At 58.7% G+C, this 16,516-nt stretch carries 18 protein-coding genes; 9 read left to right on the top strand and 9 right to left on the bottom strand.

Translation table 11 applies throughout. The annotated features are described in order from the left end of the window. Positions 1 to 16 precede the first annotated feature (16 nt). Entirely contained in the window at positions 17 to 631 is a 615-nt protein-coding gene (locus tag HB780_RS30295) for a GNAT family N-acetyltransferase (protein WP_183691828.1), read from the top strand. Then, positions 628 to 3,540 (top strand): sensor domain-containing phosphodiesterase, encoded by a 2,913-nt coding sequence (locus HB780_RS30290; protein WP_183691826.1) that lies wholly within the window; start codon positions 628 to 630, stop codon positions 3,538 to 3,540. Before HB780_RS30295 ends, HB780_RS30290 begins: the two co-directional genes overlap by 4 nt. Positions 3,541 to 3,842: 302 nt before the next feature. On the opposite strand, the gene HB780_RS30285 is transcribed toward HB780_RS30290, so the two are convergent. The 3 genes from HB780_RS30285 to HB780_RS30275 form a co-directional block, all read right to left on the bottom strand. Further along, entirely contained in the window at positions 3,843 to 4,898 is a 1,056-nt protein-coding gene (locus tag HB780_RS30285) for a zinc-binding metallopeptidase family protein (RefSeq protein WP_183691824.1), read from the bottom strand. A 141-nt stretch (positions 4,899 to 5,039) separates the two neighbouring features. Next, positions 5,040 to 5,231, bottom strand: coding sequence for a CsbD family protein (locus tag HB780_RS30280; RefSeq protein WP_183691822.1), 192 nt, complete (start codon positions 5,229 to 5,231; stop codon positions 5,040 to 5,042). A gap of 89 nt (positions 5,232 to 5,320) precedes the next feature. After that, positions 5,321 to 5,926 (bottom strand): YqgE/AlgH family protein, encoded by a 606-nt coding sequence (locus HB780_RS30275; protein ID WP_183691820.1) that lies wholly within the window; start codon positions 5,924 to 5,926, stop codon positions 5,321 to 5,323. 176 nt (positions 5,927 to 6,102) lie between these two features. Between HB780_RS30275 and HB780_RS30270 the strand changes: the two genes are divergently transcribed. Both HB780_RS30270 and HB780_RS30265 read left to right on the top strand, forming a co-directional pair. Then, positions 6,103 to 6,906 (top strand): protein-disulfide reductase DsbD domain-containing protein, encoded by an 804-nt coding sequence (locus HB780_RS30270; RefSeq protein ID WP_286203091.1) that lies wholly within the window; start codon positions 6,103 to 6,105, stop codon positions 6,904 to 6,906. Positions 6,907 to 6,986: 80 nt separating this feature from the next. Continuing rightward, entirely contained in the window at positions 6,987 to 7,472 is a 486-nt protein-coding gene (locus HB780_RS30265) for a peroxiredoxin (protein ID WP_183691816.1), read from the top strand. Positions 7,473 to 7,518: 46 nt separating this feature from the next. Here HB780_RS30265 and HB780_RS30260 read toward each other — a convergent pair whose 3' ends face one another. Together HB780_RS30260 and HB780_RS30255 are read right to left on the bottom strand one after the other, a co-directional pair. Then, on the bottom strand, positions 7,519 to 7,734 hold the full coding sequence (locus HB780_RS30260; protein WP_286203198.1) for a type II toxin-antitoxin system RelE/ParE family toxin: 216 nt from the start codon (positions 7,732 to 7,734) through the stop codon (positions 7,519 to 7,521). 92 nt (positions 7,735 to 7,826) lie between these two features. Beyond that, positions 7,827 to 8,072, bottom strand: a complete 246-nt coding sequence (locus tag HB780_RS30255) for a type II toxin-antitoxin system ParD family antitoxin (RefSeq protein ID WP_183691814.1) — start codon at positions 8,070 to 8,072, stop codon at positions 7,827 to 7,829. A 180-nt stretch (positions 8,073 to 8,252) separates the two neighbouring features. Between HB780_RS30255 and HB780_RS33270 the strand changes: the two genes are divergently transcribed. From HB780_RS33270 to HB780_RS30240, 4 genes are read left to right on the top strand one after another with little or no spacing between them, the layout of a single operon-like run. Beyond that, the gene (locus tag HB780_RS33270; RefSeq protein ID WP_286203090.1) at positions 8,253 to 8,381 is read left to right on the top strand and encodes a hypothetical protein; all 129 of its coding nucleotides are present in this window, start codon (positions 8,253 to 8,255) and stop codon (positions 8,379 to 8,381) included. Then, entirely contained in the window at positions 8,378 to 9,160 is a 783-nt protein-coding gene (locus HB780_RS30250) for a metal ABC transporter ATP-binding protein (RefSeq protein ID WP_183691812.1), read from the top strand. The genes HB780_RS33270 and HB780_RS30250 overlap by 4 nt, the downstream gene beginning before the upstream one ends. Continuing rightward, positions 9,157 to 10,029, top strand: coding sequence for a metal ABC transporter permease (locus HB780_RS30245; RefSeq protein ID WP_183691810.1), 873 nt, complete (start codon positions 9,157 to 9,159; stop codon positions 10,027 to 10,029). The genes HB780_RS30250 and HB780_RS30245 overlap by 4 nt, the downstream gene beginning before the upstream one ends. A gap of 20 nt (positions 10,030 to 10,049) precedes the next feature. Beyond that, the gene (locus HB780_RS30240) at positions 10,050 to 10,952 is read left to right on the top strand and encodes a metal ABC transporter solute-binding protein, Zn/Mn family (RefSeq protein ID WP_183691808.1); all 903 of its coding nucleotides are present in this window, start codon (positions 10,050 to 10,052) and stop codon (positions 10,950 to 10,952) included. A 51-nt stretch (positions 10,953 to 11,003) separates the two neighbouring features. Here the strand turns inward: HB780_RS30240 and HB780_RS30235 are convergent, their stop codons facing one another. Then, the gene (locus HB780_RS30235) at positions 11,004 to 11,312 is read right to left on the bottom strand and encodes a Dabb family protein (protein ID WP_183691806.1); all 309 of its coding nucleotides are present in this window, start codon (positions 11,310 to 11,312) and stop codon (positions 11,004 to 11,006) included. 624 nt (positions 11,313 to 11,936) lie between these two features. Between HB780_RS30235 and HB780_RS30230 the strand changes: the two genes are divergently transcribed. Next, positions 11,937 to 13,640: a retron Ec67 family RNA-directed DNA polymerase/endonuclease gene (locus tag HB780_RS30230; protein ID WP_183691804.1), complete on the top strand. Its 1,704-nt coding sequence runs from the start codon at positions 11,937 to 11,939 to the stop codon at positions 13,638 to 13,640. Positions 13,641 to 13,883: 243 nt separating this feature from the next. Here the strand turns inward: HB780_RS30230 and rnhA are convergent, their stop codons facing one another. The 3 genes from rnhA to ispH form a co-directional block, all read right to left on the bottom strand. After that, the gene (rnhA, locus tag HB780_RS30225; protein ID WP_113136997.1) at positions 13,884 to 14,324 is read right to left on the bottom strand and encodes a ribonuclease HI; all 441 of its coding nucleotides are present in this window, start codon (positions 14,322 to 14,324) and stop codon (positions 13,884 to 13,886) included. Then, positions 14,321 to 15,286 carry a homoserine kinase gene (locus HB780_RS30220; RefSeq protein ID WP_183691802.1) on the bottom strand — a complete coding sequence of 322 codons (966 nt, stop codon included), beginning with the start codon at positions 15,284 to 15,286 and terminating at the stop codon, positions 14,321 to 14,323. The genes rnhA and HB780_RS30220 overlap by 4 nt, the downstream gene beginning before the upstream one ends. A gap of 199 nt (positions 15,287 to 15,485) precedes the next feature. Beyond that, complete coding sequence (gene ispH, locus HB780_RS30215; RefSeq protein WP_183691800.1) at positions 15,486 to 16,493, bottom strand: 4-hydroxy-3-methylbut-2-enyl diphosphate reductase; 1,008 nt, start codon at positions 16,491 to 16,493, stop codon at positions 15,486 to 15,488. Positions 16,494 to 16,516: the final 23 nt, after the last annotated feature.

Here is a 16,516-nt window from a genome sequence, read left to right as displayed (position 1 = left end):
GGGAGTGTTGGGCGGAATGCAAAAATCGGTCTTTCGGTTTCTCTCACGTCATCCGGACGCGGTTGAACTTGAAGACGCGACCTATGTGTTGCGCCTGCCGCGTTATTCCGATTTTAACCAATGGCACAGGCTGAGAGCCGAGAGCCGCCGCTTCCTGGAGCCCTGGGAACCGACTTGGCGCCACGATGAGCTTACAGAGGGCGCTTTTCGGGCCCGCGTCGTCAGGGGAAAACAGGAATACAGCGCTGGACAAGCCATTCCGCTTTTCGTTTTCCTCAGAGAAAACAGAACATTACTTGGCGGCATCACGATCGGCTATATTCGCCGGGGCGCCGCGCAAAGCTGCATGATCGGATATTGGATGGGCGAACGGCATTCCGGTCAGGGCCATATGTTCGCCGCACTTCGGTTGGTTATACCCTATATCTTTTCCGGACTTGAGTTGCACCGTATTGAAGCAGCCTGTATTCCGGATAACGAGCGTAGCATACGGCTTTTAGAAAAGGCCGGTTTCCAACGGGAAGGTCATTTGCGCGGTTATCTCAAAATCAACGGTCAGTGGCGTGATCATGTGATGTTTTCCCGGTTGGCGTCCGACGCCGACTTGAACGGAAACTCCGACAAGCGATGACCGCTGCGCTCAAGCCAACCCTGCCGATGGCCAAATGGCCGTCCGCGATCCTCGCGGCGCTTGCGGCCACGATGCTGTTTTTCCTTGCCGGCATGGCGCATGCGGCCGAACCCGTAAAGATTTCACGCGACGACACCGCGCTGGACCTGACGGCGACGACGGAGATCTATACGAACCAGGGCGAGGCCTTTCAGGTCTCCACAGCCGCCGGTACTGACGGTATCCGTCGCCGAATCGAGGTACGCTCCTCTTCACCCAACCATCAGGGCGACTGGGCCGTCTTCGCGCTCGCCAATGTCTCGGAAGAGCAGCTTGAGCGCGTCATCGTCGCGCCGCACTTCCGCCTGGTGAATTCGAAGATGTTCTGGCCGGACCTCGGCTCGCAGCGCATCGTCGCGATCACGCCGAGCGAGGGCTTTGCGCTGGACCGGCAGCCGAGCGACGAGGCCGATGTCTTCCGCATCACGCTCAATCCCGGGGCTGTCGTTACCTTCGTCGCCGAGCTTTCCTCGCCGAGCCTGCCGCAGCTCTATCTCTGGGAGCCGAATGCCTACAAGGATACTGTCAACGCCTTCACGCTCTATCGCGGCATCGTGCTCGGCATTGCCGGCCTGCTGGCGGTGTTCCTGACCATTCTCTTCGTCGTCAAGGGCACCTCGATGCTGCCTGCGACGGCAGCGCTCGCCTGGGCGGTACTCGGCTATATCTGCGTCGACTTCGGCTTCCTCGGCAAACTCATCAGCATCACCTCCAGCGATCAGCGAATATGGCGCGCCTGTGCGGAGGTGGCGCTCGCATCCAGTCTGGTGATCTTCCTGTTCACCTATCTGAACCTCAATCGCTGGCATGCGCATCTGGGCTACGTGACGCTCGCCTGGATTCTCGGTCTCGCCTTGCTCTTCGGCGTGGCGATCTACGATCCCTCAATCGCGTCCGGCATCGCGCGCCTGTCGCTGGCGCTGACCGCGACGGCTGGTCTGCTGCTGATCATTTATCTCGGCTTCAGCCGCTATGACCGCGCCATTCTGCTGGTGCCCGCCTGGGCTCTGATCCTGGTCTGGCTGTTCGGCGGCTGGATGACGATCACCGGCAAGCTCGACAACGACATCATCCAGCCGGCGCTTGGCGGTGGCCTCGTGTTGATCGTGCTCCTGATCGGCTTCACGGTGATGCAACATGCCTTTGCCGGCGGTGCGTTCCAGCAAGGCCTGTTCTCCGATCTCGAGCGGCAATCGCTGGCACTCACTGGCTCCGGCGATACCGTCTGGGACTGGGACGTGGCGCGCGACCGCGTGGTGACGACGCCGGATATCTCGACGAAGCTCGGCCTGTCGCCGGGCACCATGCACGGCGCGGCGCGCAACTGGCTGCCACGACTGCATCCCGACGATCGTGACCGCTTCCGCGCGACGCTGGATGTGCTTCTCGAACATCGGCGTGGCCGGCTGAATCATGAGTTCCGCATTCGCGCCGAAGACGGGCATTTCCATTGGCTGTCGATCCGCGCCCGACCGGTGCTTGGCTCGAACGGCGAAATCATCCGTTGCGTCGGCACTGTCGTCGACGTCACCGAGCAGAAAAATTCGATCGAGCGGCTGCTGCACGACGCGCTGCACGACAATCTGACCGGACTGCCGAACCGCCAGGTCTTCCTCGACCGCCTACAGGCCGTCCTTACTTTGGCATCAGAGGGCAATCAGATCCGCCCGACCGTGATGGTGATCGACATCGACCGCTACAAGCTGGTCAACGACACTCTCGGTGTCGCGGCCGGAGACAACATCCTGATCGCTCTCACCCGCCGTCTGCGCCGTCTGATGAAGCCGCAGGATACGCTGGCGAGACTTTCCGGCGACCAGTTCGGCCTGATCCTGGTGTCCGAGCGCGATCCGGCCAAAGTCGCCGATTTTGCGGATGCGATCAGCAAGGCGATCATGGTGCCGATCAACTTCGCCAATCGCGAGATCATTCTGACGGCATCGATCGGCCTTACGTCCTGGGTCGATCAGCAGGAAAATGCCTCGGGCCTGCTGAGCGACGCCGAGCTTGCCATGTACCGTGCCAAGCGCACCGGCGGCAATCGCGTCGAGCCTTTCCAGCCCGCCTTCCGCAGCTTCGGCACCGACCGCCTGCAGCTTGAAACGGACCTGCGCCGCGCCGTCGAGCGCAAGGAACTGTCGCTGGTCTATCAGCCGATCGTTCGCTTGGAAGACGCCGAAGTCGCCGGTTTCGAGGCGCTCATGCGCTGGGAGCATCCCAAGCGCGGCAATATTCCGCCGTCGGAGTTCATCCCGATCGCCGAAGCCTCCGATATTATCGGCCCGCTCGGCATGTTCGCGCTGGAACAGGCGACCAACGATCTGATGGCCTGGCAGCGCCAGACCGGAGACCTGCCACTGTTCGTCTCCATCAATCTCTCCAGCGTGCAGCTCCTCAACAACGAGCTTTACGATGATATCCGCGCGCTGCTTGCCAAAACGCATTGCGAGCCGCACCGCATCAAGCTTGAATTGACGGAATCGCAGGTGATGGAGAACCCGGAACAGGCCCGCCTCGTACTCGGCAAGCTGCGCGACGCCGGCATCGGCCTGGCGCTTGACGATTTCGGCACCGGCTATTCCTCGCTCTCCTACCTCACCCGCTTCCCCTTCGACACGATCAAGCTCGACAAGACGATGGTCTGCGACGAAAGCGACAAGAAGGCCATACTTCTGCGCTCCGTCATCTCCATGGCGCGCGAACTCAACATGGGTGTCGTCGCGGAGGGCATCGAATCGGAAGAGGATGCGCTCGAACTCGCCAAGATGGGCTGCGCCTACGGCCAAAGCTTCATCTTCGGACCGCCGATGGGGACGGACTCGGTGCTGCGGCTGCTGAAGGAACGCTTTCCGCTGACGAAGCGGGCTTAGGGGCCGGTCTATCCCGCCCCTTGCGGGCGGGATAGCAAAATCAGCATTTAGCCGGAAGGCTAAGTGCTAGATTTTTGCAAGGGCGGCGGTAGGTAGGGACGCACTTAATCCTTGGAATGATTTAAGCAAGAACGTGACCCCCGCTCTGGCAATTTCAATGGCTTAGAAATTGCGCTTAGTCTCAAATATGCTGAGACCTCGGTGTCGCAATTCCTAAACCAGTGAAATTGCTTTCTCGCCCGCCAAGGGCGAGATAGGGCCCCGAATTTGCGGCCGCCTCCTATCCTAACAGGATATTGTACTTACGCCGCGCCAATCACCTGCCGAATATATTCCAGCTTCGTCACCACCGGTGGCGACAGGATGAAGGGGTAGGCATCCGGCTGGCCCATGCTGCGCTGGATAGCATTGATGGCGACGCTCAAAGGGATCCAGGCGCTGACCAGCTGTGCAGCGCTTTCAGCCCTGTAAGGATCGAAATCCACCTCCGCCGCCATCTCGTGGTAGCCATAGGGATCAACCGCCAGGCCGAAAGAGCGGGCGGTCTCCAGCGTGTCGACGATATGGAGATAATGCGCGAAACATTCGGCGAAATCTTCCCAGGGGTGGGCGCTGGCATAGGCGCTGATGAAATTGTCCCGCCAGCTCGGCGGCGGGCCGTTGTCGTAATGCTGCTGCAGGGCCACGCCGTAATCCATCCGCTCATCGCCGAAGACGGCACGGAAGGCGTCGAACTGGTTGCGGTCGCGGATCAGCTTGTTCCAGATGAAATGACCTGTCTCATGACGGAAATGGCCGAGCAATGTGCGGTAAGGCTCGTTCATCGAGGCACGCGCCTGTTCGCGCGTCACATCGTCAGCCTCGGCGGCACGGATAGCAATCAGCCCTTCCTCATGACCGGTCCTGGCCGGCACGACATAGCCTGCCTGGACCTCGTCCTCGAGGAAGTCGAAGACCAGCCCGCCCTGCGGATCCTGCTTGCGATCCGGATGCGGCAGGTTCCAGCGCAAGAGCGAATAGAACAGATGCCGCTCAGCCTGACCGATCCGCCGCCAACGGTCGATGCCCTGTTGCGTATCGGTGTTCGGCACCAGGCGGTTATGTCGGCAGGCTATGCAGAAGGGTTCCGGATCTCCCGCACCCACCAGCCAATTACAGGTATCGAGTTCGGCATTGGCGCAAAAACGCACCGTTCTATCCGGCTCGGCAACCACGCGCCAATCCTGTCCGTCACCGGTCTCCAGCGCATAGATCGCCAGAAGCTCCGGAACAAAACCGAGCTGATGGCCGCAGCGCATGCACTGCCTGTTATCGAAATGCACCGGCTGGCCGCAATGATCACAAGCAAATAGCCGCATGGAAAACCCCCGCAATTAAGCCATGACGGACATAAAAGAGCCCGCCACGACACCGCGGCAGGCTCTTTTGTTTTGCCGCATAAGCGGCAGCATATCAAATGGCACGGCAATTCATAAGTTTATGCTTAAATTCAAATCGGATCACATCCGGTCGACCGCACCCTTGACCTTATCCTTGGCCTTGCCAACAGCCGATTGCACCTTGCCCTTGACTTCCTGGCCGGCCCCTTCGGCGCGCATTTGCTTGTCATCGGTGGCCTTGCCGACGGCCTGCTTGGCCTTGCCGGCGATTTCATTGACCTTGCCGGATACCTTGTCACTCATGCTACCCATGTCGAGCATCTCCTCATTCGGCACCAGCGGGGTTGCCGGTACTGTCAGGAGGAAACGTCACGGGTGATGTTTCGTTCCGCTCGAATGTCTCAAGCATGGCCCGCATGCGGTGAAAGCATCGCGGCGTTGATACCCATCAAAGCCAGAGCGCGCTCATATTTATCGTCAAGGCTACGGTCGAAAATCAGCTCTTCATTGGCCGGGCAGTTCAGCCAGCCGTTGCTACCGATCTCCGCCTCCAACTGACCCGCTCCCCAGCCGGCGTAGCCGAGCAGCATGGTGGCGCGCTTCGGCCCACTGCCTTTGGAAATGGCCCTGACGATATCCAAGGTCGCCGTCAGGCTGATATCGTCACTGACCGGGATGCTGCCGTCGCTCAGATAGTCGTCGGAATGCAGGACAAAGCCCCGGCCGCTTTCGACCGGCCCGCCGGTCTGGATCGGGAAATCCCGTGCGACCGGCGGCAGGACGATAGCGTCGTCATCCTTGATCATATCCAGATGCAGTAGCACATCGGCAAAAGTCAGGTTCTGTGCGCGGTTGATGACGAAACCCATGGCTCCGGCATCGGAATGAGCACAGATATAGATCACCGTACGGTTGAAATTCCGGTCTTCCATGCCAGGCATGGCAATCAGGAACTGGCCGTCGAGCAAACCTCTTTCGCGTCTATTCTTCAACGTCGATAGGGACATCGTGCCTCCTGACTGCAGTCCGTAACTGCGCCCCCGAAAAGAAAGATGGGGCAATGTCATAAATCAATCAACTGAAAATGATCATTTCTTTTTCCCGCTGTTCTGGCACAGCACGGCGCCATCCGGTAAACCCTTGTCTCATGTTGGAAAAACTCTGTTTTGCTGGCCTATTGAGAATGCCGCTGGGCGTGCTCGCGGCAACGATACTGGCCTCTTCGCCTGTCCATGCCGCCACGAGCGACTGGGCCGACAATCCGGGCGGCCGCATGCGGTTGGTGGCGCTGGCGCCGGATGCGCAAGGTCGTATTCGCGCCGCGTTGCAGATCGAGCCGGCGCCCGGCTGGATCACATACTGGCGCGAGCCCGGCGAGAGTGGAATTCCACCGCAGGTCAGTCCGGTACCGGACGGTGGCATTGCGCTTACGAAGATGAGCTTTCCCGTACCCAAGCCGATCATCGTCGGCGCGATCCAGGAGATCGGCTATGATGCGCCGGTGACATTGCCGCTGGATTTCCGCATCGAGGGTAAACAACCGGCGAAGCTTGAGCTCACGGCCTTCATCGGCCTTTGCAAGGATATCTGCATTCCATTCCAGGCCGAGCTTTCGCTGCCGCTTTCGGCCGCCGGTCAGTCGACCCCACATGAACAGGCTTTGCTGGACGCCGCCGACGCATCGTTGCCGCAGGCCCCCACCCCGGACTTTACCGCCGAAAGCCATAGTCTTTCAGCCGATGGAAAGATGCTTTCGCTGCGCCTGACGCTGCCGGAGGCAAGTGGAGACGCGCCGCTGATCTATGTGACTGGACCGGCCGGTTATGTCTTTTTCAAACAGGCCAACGGCAAGCGCGACGGCAAGACCTTTGCAACCGATATCGCCATCGGCAAGCTGCCGAGGAATTACGATGTCAAGGGCAAGAGCTGGAGCGTCCTCGTCATCGACGGCGAGCGTGCGATGGAAACGACGCTTGCGTTCGAATAGGCTGGACCTATAGTTTTGCCCGACATCTACATTCAGGGCGGCGGTCCAGCCGCCCTCAATCGCGACCCAAGGAGAGAGCCATGACCATCGCTATCGGCGACAAGCTGCCTGCCGCCACCTTCAAGGAAAAGACCGCCGACGGCCCGGTGGAGATCACCACCGATCAGCTTTTTGCCGGCAAGCGCGTCGTGCTTTTCGCCGTACCCGGTGCCTTCACGCCGACCTGCTCGCTGAACCATCTGCCGGGCTACCTGGAAAATCGTGACGCCATCCTCGCCAAGGGTGTCGACGACATCGCTGTCATCTCCGTCAACGACTGGCACGTCATGGGCGCCTGGGCGCAATCCTCCGGCGGAATGGGCAAGATCCACTTCCTCGCCGACTGGGACGGCTCGTTTGCCAAGGCCGTCGGCCTCGACGTTGACCTCTCCGCCGGCGGCCTCGGGGTTCGCTCCAAGCGCTATTCCATGCTGGTGGAAGACGGCGTGGTAAAGACGCTCAACATCGAGGAAAGCCCTGGCCAGGCCACGGTTTCGGCGGCGGCCGCGATGATCGAGCAGCTTTGAGGACTATCCAGATAGAAGAAGCGGGGCGTCTCAGAGGCACCCCGCTTCATTCCTCCTCGTTAAAATGGGTGTCGATATCGCGATGTCCTTCGAGCACATTCAAGACCTCGAAAACATTATCGACATAGCGAAAAAAGATCACATAACCGCGAAATGCAAAGCTGCGCATATCGTCTTTCAATTCCGGTCGCATACGACCCATCTGACCCGGCAAAGCGGCAAGATCTGAGCACTTCCGGCGTAGCTGCCCAGTAAATTTCAGAGCGACTTTTTGACTGCCACTTTGGCGCGCTATAAATTCGAGAATATCAAGGATATCGTTTGAGCATCGGCTGTATAACGAAGCCGAGCCACTCAGTAGCCTTCCTTTGCCAGTTCAGCGGCCCTGGCTTCCAGAGCGGCACCAAGCTCCTCGTCCGATATATCGCCCCCACGAGCAATCGACGCCTCCAAAGTACGCCTCAAGGCCGCGATCTTCGTCTCACGCTCCTCCACGAGCCGGAGACCTTCGCGCACGACTTCGCTGGCGGAGCTATAACGCCCCTCTTCCACCGTCTTCTCTACGAATTTTTCCCAGCGCTCACCTATAGAAACATTCACAAGCGTCTCTCCTGCAGGACCGGCCAAATCGGTGAATAACAGATAATGTGCCATATATAGCATTATTGGCACAGAGCGCCAATTGCCAGTGCTCAACTCCCATCAATCCACACCCCGCCTCTTTTTCGCCGCATTCTCTCGGCTACTACACGTAACGTTATTACATTAAGAGAACGCCGCATGCCCTTCAGCAACGATCCCTTCGCCGCCTCCCTGATCGGGCGCTCCGTGTTGACGCGCCTGGTCTTTGTCGCGGTTGGCGTTGCGGTTCTCTGGGCGGCCATCGGCTGGGCGGTGGCCTTGGCATGAGCGCTCTGATCCGCCTCGACAACCTCACCGTCACCTATGAGCGCCATCCGGCCGTGCATCATGTTTCCGGCGCCTTCCAGAGCGGCAGCCTGACGGCGATTGCCGGGCCGAACGGGGCGGGCAAGTCGACGCTTTTGAAGGCGATCATCGGCGAGCTCCGGGTCGCTGAGGGCTCAATCGATCGTGGCCAGCTGACGCGCAATGACTTTGGCTATCTGCCGCAGGCGGCCGATATCAACCGCCGCTTTCCGATCTCGGTTGCCGATACGATCATGCTCGGTGCCTGGAAGAATTCCGGCGCCTTCGGCCGCTTTTCGCGCGCGGATGCCGAGCGGGCGCGCGATGCGCTGGCAGCCGTTGGCCTTTCCGGATTCGAGCGCCGGCATATCGGCTCGCTCTCGGCCGGGCAGTTTCAGCGCGTGCTCTTTGCTCGGCTGCTGCTGCAGGACGCCCGCGTCATCCTGCTCGACGAACCCTTCACCGCCATCGATCAACGCACGACGCGCGACCTCCTCGATATCGTGCTGCGCTGGCATGGCGACGGACGCACGGTGATTGCCGTGCTGCATGATTTCGATCAGGTGCGGGCGCATTTTCCCGAGACGCTGCTGATTGCGCGCGAGCTGGTCGGCTGGGGCCGGACTGAGGATGTGATGAGCCCCGCCAACCTTATCAAGGCGCGGGCTATGGCCGAGCGTTGGGACGAGGATGCCGACGATTGCTCACCCGAGCCGGATCATGCCGGCTACGCACTGGCGAAGCGGGAGCCGGCCGAATGACGGCTTATGACATCTTCTTCGCGCCCTTTGCCGATTACGGCTTCATGCGACGCGCACTCATCGCCTGCCTCTGCCTCGGCCTCGGCTCCGGCCCGATCGGCGTCTTCCTGATGCTGCGGCGCATGAGCCTGATGGGCGATGCCATGAGCCATGCGGTGTTGCCGGGTGCTGCGATCGGCTATCTGATCGCCGGCTCGCTGTCGCTGACGGCCATGGGGCTTGGCGGGCTGGTGGCGGGCCTGTCGGTGGCGCTGCTCTCCGGGCTCGTCAGCCGCATGACGGTGCTGCAGGAGGATGCGAGTTTCGCCAGCTTTTACCTGACCTCGCTGGCGCTCGGCGTGCTCATCGTCTCTCTGCGCGGCTCCAATATCGATCTGCTGCATGTGCTATTCGGCACGATCCTCGCCATCGACGCCCCTGCCCTCTATCAGATCGGCGCGATCACCACCGCGACGCTGCTGATGCTCGCGGTGATCTATCGGCCGCTGGTGATGGAGTGCTTCGATCCCGGCTTCCTGCGCGCCGTCGGCGGGCGCGGGCCGGTCTATCATTTCCTCTTCCTGCTGCTCGTCGTGCTCAATCTCGTCGCCAGCTTCCAGGCGCTCGGCACGCTGATGGCCGTGGGGCTGATGATGCTGCCGGCGGCGATTGCGCAGCTCTGGTCGCGCAGCCTGCCCGCGATGATGGCGATCGCGACGGCAACGGCGGCGGCCTCGGGCTATATCGGCCTCATCGCCTCCTACCATCTCGAATTCGCCTCCGGCCCGACCATCATCATCACGGCGAGCATCATCTACGGCTTTTCCATTCTCTTCGCACCCTCGGGCATCGCCCGCCGGTTCATCCCCCGTCCCCATCTCAGGGGCTAATCTCGATCAAGGAGACATTCATGAGCAAACACAGACTGCTTCTCTCCACTGCGGCGGCGGCCTTCGTCGCCTTCGGCGTCGCGGCTCCCGCCTCCGCCGAGACGCTGAACGTCGTCGCTTCCTTCACCGTGCTTGCCGACGTCGTCAAGCAGGTCGGCGGCGACCATGTGAAGGTGTCGAGCCTCGTCGGCCCGAACGGCGACCCCCATGAATTCGAGCCCTCGCCGGCCGACGCCAAGAAGCTCAATGCCGCCAAGGTCACCTTCGTCAGCGGCGAAGGCCTGGAAGGCTGGATGGACCGGCTGATCAGCGCATCGGGCTACAAGGGCACGCCGGTCGTCGCCTCGGAAGGCATCAACGCCCGCACCATGGTCGACGATGGCAAGACGATCACCGATCCGCATGTGTGGAACAGCCCGGTCAATGTGAAGATCTGGGTCGCCAACATCGAAAAGGCGCTGTCCGCTGCCGATCCGGCCGACGCCGCCGATTTCAAGGCCAATGCCGAGCGCTACACCAAGGTGCTGACCGAGCTGGACGCCTATGCTCACGGCAAGTTCGACAAGATCGCCGAGGACCGCCGCAAGGTCCTGACCAGCCACGACGCCTTCGGCTATTTCGGCCGCGAATACAATGTCAGCTTCCTGTCGCCGCTTGGCGTCTCGACGGAAACCGAAGCCTCGGCCGCCGCTGTCGCCAAGCTGATTGAGCAGATCAAGACCGAGCATGTGAAGACCTATTTCTTCGAAAACTCGAACGATCCGCGCCTGGTCAAGCAGGTTGCCAAGGCCACCGGCGCCGAGCCCGGCGGCGAGCTCTATGTCGAAGCCCTCTCCAAGGCCAACGGCCCGGCTCCGACATATGAAAAAATGTTCCGTTATAACGTTGACCAGCTCGCCGCCGCCATGGCGAAATCGAGCTGAGGCAGCTGAACAGATAGGGCCGCAGGCACCAGCCCGCGGCCTCTTTTCTATTTAAAGATTAAGATCGAAGACCAGCAGCCCGGCAAGGCCGCCATCGGTCGACGAGACGATACGCTCGCCAACGGCGACATGCTCCGGATGCACCAGATAGGCATCCCGCGCCTCGACACTTTCAAACGTCACCGCAAACCCATCGACAAAGCCGCCATGCAGCCCTTCCGGCGAGACATTCGGCCCGTATTTGATATCGAGGATGCCGGGAATGACCTGCTGCAACGCGGCCACGGATTCGAAAAGCGCTTTCTTCTCATCCTGTGTCATGGCGGATTTGAGCCGCAGGAAAACGCAATGCAGGATCATGGATACAGCCTCCCTGGATGTTGGGGGCAGCATAGAGGGAAAGGGGGATGGGGCAAGATCGGGTGTGGACATAAATCCGGAGGGAGCACGCATCACTCAAAAGCTTTATAAACCTGGCTTTTGGGGATGGTAAGTAGGAAGAAGACATCCCTCATTTGTGTCTCTGTTAAGACAATAAACTAAAATCCGCTTTGGCCTCTCGGCGTATCAGCAAATTGCACCACATTGTGTGTTAGAATTTTTGAATGCAATGTTGCACAACGAAGTAGGCGTATGCCCTTGCTACTTCGCAGTTGCTCGCGCGGACAATACTTCCCACTGCGCTTCGCCTCGTTATCCGTGCGAGCGCCACACCAATGCTTTATGTGCATAACGATTGCGGCATATCGATTTAAAGCGTGAATAACACTGTTGAAAAGTAACAGGCGCGATCACCCATCGGTTGTGCTGAGACGGAATTAGTGCTTCGTAAGGTCTGGGCTTGCGGACAGATTTTGTTGCCAAGTTTCATGGCAGTTGAAAACATTGTCAGGCAGTTTGCCCGACGATACTTCCAGATGATGGGATTTGTATAATATCTCCGCTCGCATAAGAGTGTCCGCAAGCCTTTTAAAGATCAACTAAATGTCCAAACTTGAGGCATTAAAGAAAGCAAAGTCGCTATCTGATCTCGCCAGCATACTCGGTGAGCAGCCGAGAGTTCTATCTTTTATTCTCTACAAAATTCCGAGTAATTTAAAATATAAAAGCTTCGAAATCACCAAAAAGTCTGGTGGAAAACGAACTATACACGCGCCTGTTGCCCGCCTGAAGAGAATTCAGAGGTCGTTGGCCGATTTGCTACAAGACATACAAGATGAGATAAAAATACAGAGAAAAGTGAATGATAATTGTGTTGTCTCTCACGGCTTCAAGAGAAAACTATCGATAATCACGAACGCTCGTAATCACAGAAATAAGACATACGTTTTCAACTCGGATTTGAAGGATTTTTTCCCGTCGATAAACTTTGGACGGGTATACGGCTTCTTTGTCAGAAATCAGGAATTCGCGTTAGATCCTAAAGTGGCAACTGTCATTGCTCAAATTGCTTGCCAAGGTAATAGTCTACCGCAAGGCAGTCCGTGCTCGCCAATTATTTCGGACTTTATCGGGCATATTCTCGACATGAGACTTTCGCGAATGGCGGCGCGCCATAGGTGTACTTATACACGCTATGTTGACGATCTTAGTTTTTCGACTAACAAGCGCTCGTTTCCAAAAGCAATAGCGTACCAAAACGAAGATAACTCTCACGAATGGCTTGCGGGCGATGCACTCCTTAAAAACGTCTTTAAAAGCGGGTTTAAGTTGAACAATGCAAAGACGCGCGTCCAATACAAGTCGTCAAGGCAGGAAGCGACCGGATTAATTGTAAATAAGAAGGTAGCTGTTCCAACTGAATTTTATCACACAACACGCGCAATGTGCCATAATCTGTTTAAAGACGGATTTGCTTTTATTGTCAAAGATGGGACACCGAAACCGATTTCCGACGCAGTATTGCGGGGACGGCTGAGTTACATCCATCACGTGCGTTCAACACAGAACAAACTTGAAAATGGTCCTCCTCTCAAAACGACCGCACCCTTCAAATTATATCAGCAATACCTCAACTACATCTCTTTCTTCGGAAGCTCCATGCCGGTCATCATTGGGGAGGGGGTAACCGATACGATTTATCTGAAGGCTGCTCTCAACCAGCTTGCGGCAAAGTACCCGAATTTGATTACTGTCGTGGACAAGAAAAAAGAGCACAAACTCCAGTTTTTCAAGTACAGCAATTCCAGTCGTGAGTTAATGGGCCTATCTGGGGGCACCGGGGAACTGAAAAATCTGCTGGGCGAATATAGAAAGAGGATCAGTGGCTTTAAGTTTGGCGGAACACAACCAGTCATCATTCTTGTAGATAATGACGATGGGGCAAAGGCTTTCTTTTCCACATTGGGCTCAATCACCAAAACAAAGGTAAGCGGCACGGACCCGTTTTATTACGTCTACGCGAACTTATATGCGGTCCCGATCCCGCCAACTGGGAACCCTGTTACCGCAATTGAAGGGCTCTTCGAGCCGGCCTTACTCAATACGATTTATGACGGAAAAAAGCTGGATTTGACAAACAAGGAGCCAGATGGTTCGAAATTCTATTCAAAACACACATTCGCCAAAAACGTTGTACGCCCCAACCAAGACAAGATCGATTTTAAAGGCTTTGAGCCCCTACTGACCGCAATTGATCACGTTATGGCTGATTATGCTGCTCGCTTGGTGGCTGGAACTGCTCCGTAACGCTCGTAAGCTGCGCGAACGGCAAATTTTTACGAAGAAGTTGAAGACAAATCGTCAGCCGTTCCCCTGTAAGCAGGCTCTGGTTTAGCGTCATCAACCCCTCTCCCGGCAATGCGTAAATCTTTCCGGGTCAATTTTTACTATGACGGAAGGACATAAGGCCGGCGGGTCAGGTTGTTGCCCGTGGGATATACGTTTTCGGACAAAGCCATTGCGGTAGTCCAGCTCCCCACCCACCAACCCCTACTTCCGCTTAAACGGCTCCATCCCCTTGCGCGCCAGCTCATCGGCACGCTCGTTCTCCGGGTGCCCGGCATGGCCCTTGACCCAGTGCAGCGTCACCTGATGCCTGTTGCGGGCTTCTTCGAGCGCTTGCCAAAGTTCGGCATTTTTCACCGGCTTCTTGTCGGCGGTTTTCCAGCCGTTTTTCTTCCAGCCGAAAATCCACTTGGAGATGCCGTCCATCACATATTTGGAATCGGTATAGAGGTTGACTTCGCAGGGGCTCTTCAGCGCGTTCAGCGACGAAATCGCCGCCATCAGCTCCATGCGGTTGTTGGTCGTCTCGGCCTCGCCGCCGAACAGTTCTTTTTCCGCATCGCCATAGCGCAGCACCGCGCCCCAGCCGCCCGGGCCGGGATTGCCGGAGCAAGCGCCGTCGGTGAAGATATCGACCTGTTTCATGCCTTCAGCCCGTATTCGGCGCTGGAGGCGATCTGGCGGTGGAAGCGCAGCTTGCGCAGATATTCGAGCGGGTCCTTCTTGGTGACCATGGCGCCGGCCGGCGTCGTCAGCCAGTCGTAGAGGCGGGTCAGGAAGAAGCGCAGCGCCGAGCCGCGCGCAAGCGTCGGCAGGGCGGCGATTTCGGCCTCGCTCAGCGGCCGCACACTCTGATAGCCCTCCAGCAGCGCCATGCCCTTGGTGATGTTGTAGGCGCCGTCCTTCTCGAAGCACCAGGCGTTGAGGCAGATCGAGACGTCGTAGGCGAGCTGATCGTTGCAGGCGAAATAGAAGTCGATCAGGCCGGAAAGCTCGTCGCCGAGGAAGAAGACATTGTCCGGGAAGAGATCGGCATGGATGACGCCATCCGGCAGGTCCTTCGGCCAGTGGTGGCCCAGAAATTCGAGTTCGCCGCGGATTTCGTCCTGGAGGCCGGGCTCGACCTCGTCGGCGCGGGCCTCGGACTTTTCCCAAAGCCCCTGCCAGCCCTGAAGCGACAGCGCGTTCGGCCGCTTGATAGCAAAACCTTCGCCCGCGACATGCATGGCGGCCAGCGCCCTGCCGACCTCGCGGCAATGTTTCGCCTCGGGCTTCCTCAGCCACATGCCCTCGAGGAAGGAGATCAGCGCCGCCGGGCGGCCGGAAAGATGGCCGAGCAGCTCGCCATCCCTGCGCGGCAGCGGCAGCGGGCAGGAAAGCCCACGGCTCGCCAAGTGCTGCATCAGGCCGAGGAAGAACGGCAGGTCGTTCTTTTCCACGCGCTTTTCATAGAGCGTCAGGATCAGCGGATCGCGCGAGGTGTGCAGCAGGAAATTGGAGTTTTCGACGCCCTCGGCGATGCCCTTGTAGGAGAGCAATGTGCCGACATCATATTCCGTCAGGAACCACTTCAGATCGTCTTCGGTAATATCGGTATAAACGGCCACGAATTATTCCCTGTTAGATACATGCCGGCCACCAGTAGCCACCCACCCTCGTGGTTCGAGACGGCCCTGCGGGCCTCCTCACCATGAGGACTGATCTTTGGTGCCTGGTGGCGAAACTCTCTCCACCTCATCCTGAGGTGCCTTGCCGATGCAGCGTCAGCGCAAGCGGCAGGGCCTCGAAGGACGAGGTGGCCACTCTTCACTCGCCGTTGACGAAAGCCATGTCCGCCGTCGTCAGCTCGATGTTGCGCAGCTCGCGATTGACGAGGAAATTCTCTGTCTCCTTGACCGTCTCGGCCAGCTCCACCACCGCATTATAGCGGGCGCGGAAGGCTTCGATGATCTCATTGACGATAACCTCTGGCGCAGATGCACCGGCGGAGAGACCAACGGTTTTGATATCGCCGATATCGTCCCAATCGATCTCGGCGGCGCGCTGCACGAGCACGGACTTCGTCGCCCCTGCCCTCAGCGCCACTTCGACCAGACGTTTCGAGTTGGACGAGTTCGGCGCGCCGACGACGATGAAGAGATCGCAGCCGGGAGCCGCCTGCTTCACAACTTCCTGGCGGTTGGTGGTGGCGTAGCAGATCGAATCGGCCGATGGCGCCGTCAAGTTCGGGAAACGCTCCTGCAGCCGCGCAATGACGCCGGCGGTGTCGTCGACCGAGAGCGTCGTCTGGGTGACGTAACCGAGATTATCCGGATCAGTGGGCTCATAGACATCGACATCCTCGACGGTCTCGATCAGCGACACCGTGCCTTCGGGAAGCTGGCCCATGGTGCCGATCACTTCCGGGTGGCCGGCATGGCCGATGAGGACGACGTGGCGGCCGAGGCGATTGTGGCGCATGGCCTGCTTGTGCACCTTGGAGACCAGCGGGCAAGTGGCGTCGAGATAGAAGAGATTGCGCGCGTCCGCATCCGCCGGCACGGCCTTCGGCACGCCATGGGCGGAAAAAACCACCGGCTGGGCGCGATGTTCCGCCGGGATTTCGTCCAGCTCCTCGACGAAGATGGCGCCCTTGGCTTCCAGCCCTTCGACCACGTAGCGATTGTGCACGATCTCGTGGCGGACATAGACCGGCGCGCCATAGGATTTCAGCGCCAGCACGACGATCTGGATGGCGCGATCGACGCCGGCGCAAAAGCCGCGCGGGCCGCAGAGCCGGATGGTCAGGTCAGGTTTGGAAACTGCTATGTTCATATCTCTTCCGAAATCCGGGACGA

This window comes from Rhizobium lusitanum (assembly GCF_014189535.1).
Taxonomy (GTDB): domain Bacteria; phylum Pseudomonadota; class Alphaproteobacteria; order Rhizobiales; family Rhizobiaceae; genus Rhizobium; species Rhizobium lusitanum_C.
Note: the sequence above shows the minus strand (reverse complement) of the source record. Positions and strands in the feature narration are given on the sequence as shown.

What these genes read in the sequence shown, in the direction of transcription:
- HB780_RS30285 (WP_183691824.1), bottom strand. Translation starts at nt 4,898, where the DNA reads ATGCGGCTATTTGCTTGTGATCATTGCGGCCAGCCGGTGCATTTCGAT.
- HB780_RS30250 (WP_183691812.1), top strand. Translation starts at nt 8,378, where the DNA reads ATGAGCGCTCTGATCCGCCTCGACAACCTCACCGTCACCTATGAGCGC.
- HB780_RS33270 (WP_286203090.1), top strand. Translation starts at nt 8,253, where the DNA reads ATGCCCTTCAGCAACGATCCCTTCGCCGCCTCCCTGATCGGGCGCTCC.
- HB780_RS30270 (WP_286203091.1), top strand. Translation starts at nt 6,103, where the DNA reads ATGCCGCTGGGCGTGCTCGCGGCAACGATACTGGCCTCTTCGCCTGTC.
- HB780_RS30230 (WP_183691804.1), top strand. Translation starts at nt 11,937, where the DNA reads ATGTCCAAACTTGAGGCATTAAAGAAAGCAAAGTCGCTATCTGATCTC.
- HB780_RS30290 (WP_183691826.1), top strand. Translation starts at nt 628, where the DNA reads ATGACCGCTGCGCTCAAGCCAACCCTGCCGATGGCCAAATGGCCGTCC.
- ispH (WP_183691800.1), bottom strand. Translation starts at nt 16,493, where the DNA reads ATGAACATAGCAGTTTCCAAACCTGACCTGACCATCCGGCTCTGCGGC.
- HB780_RS30240 (WP_183691808.1), top strand. Translation starts at nt 10,050, where the DNA reads ATGAGCAAACACAGACTGCTTCTCTCCACTGCGGCGGCGGCCTTCGTC.
- HB780_RS30295 (WP_183691828.1), top strand. Translation starts at nt 17, where the DNA reads ATGCAAAAATCGGTCTTTCGGTTTCTCTCACGTCATCCGGACGCGGTT.
- HB780_RS30275 (WP_183691820.1), bottom strand. Translation starts at nt 5,926, where the DNA reads ATGTCCCTATCGACGTTGAAGAATAGACGCGAAAGAGGTTTGCTCGAC.
- HB780_RS30245 (WP_183691810.1), top strand. Translation starts at nt 9,157, where the DNA reads ATGACGGCTTATGACATCTTCTTCGCGCCCTTTGCCGATTACGGCTTC.
- HB780_RS30235 (WP_183691806.1), bottom strand. Translation starts at nt 11,312, where the DNA reads ATGATCCTGCATTGCGTTTTCCTGCGGCTCAAATCCGCCATGACACAG.
- rnhA (WP_113136997.1), bottom strand. Translation starts at nt 14,324, where the DNA reads ATGAAACAGGTCGATATCTTCACCGACGGCGCTTGCTCCGGCAATCCC.
- HB780_RS30280 (WP_183691822.1), bottom strand. Translation starts at nt 5,231, where the DNA reads ATGGGTAGCATGAGTGACAAGGTATCCGGCAAGGTCAATGAAATCGCC.
- HB780_RS30265 (WP_183691816.1), top strand. Translation starts at nt 6,987, where the DNA reads ATGACCATCGCTATCGGCGACAAGCTGCCTGCCGCCACCTTCAAGGAA.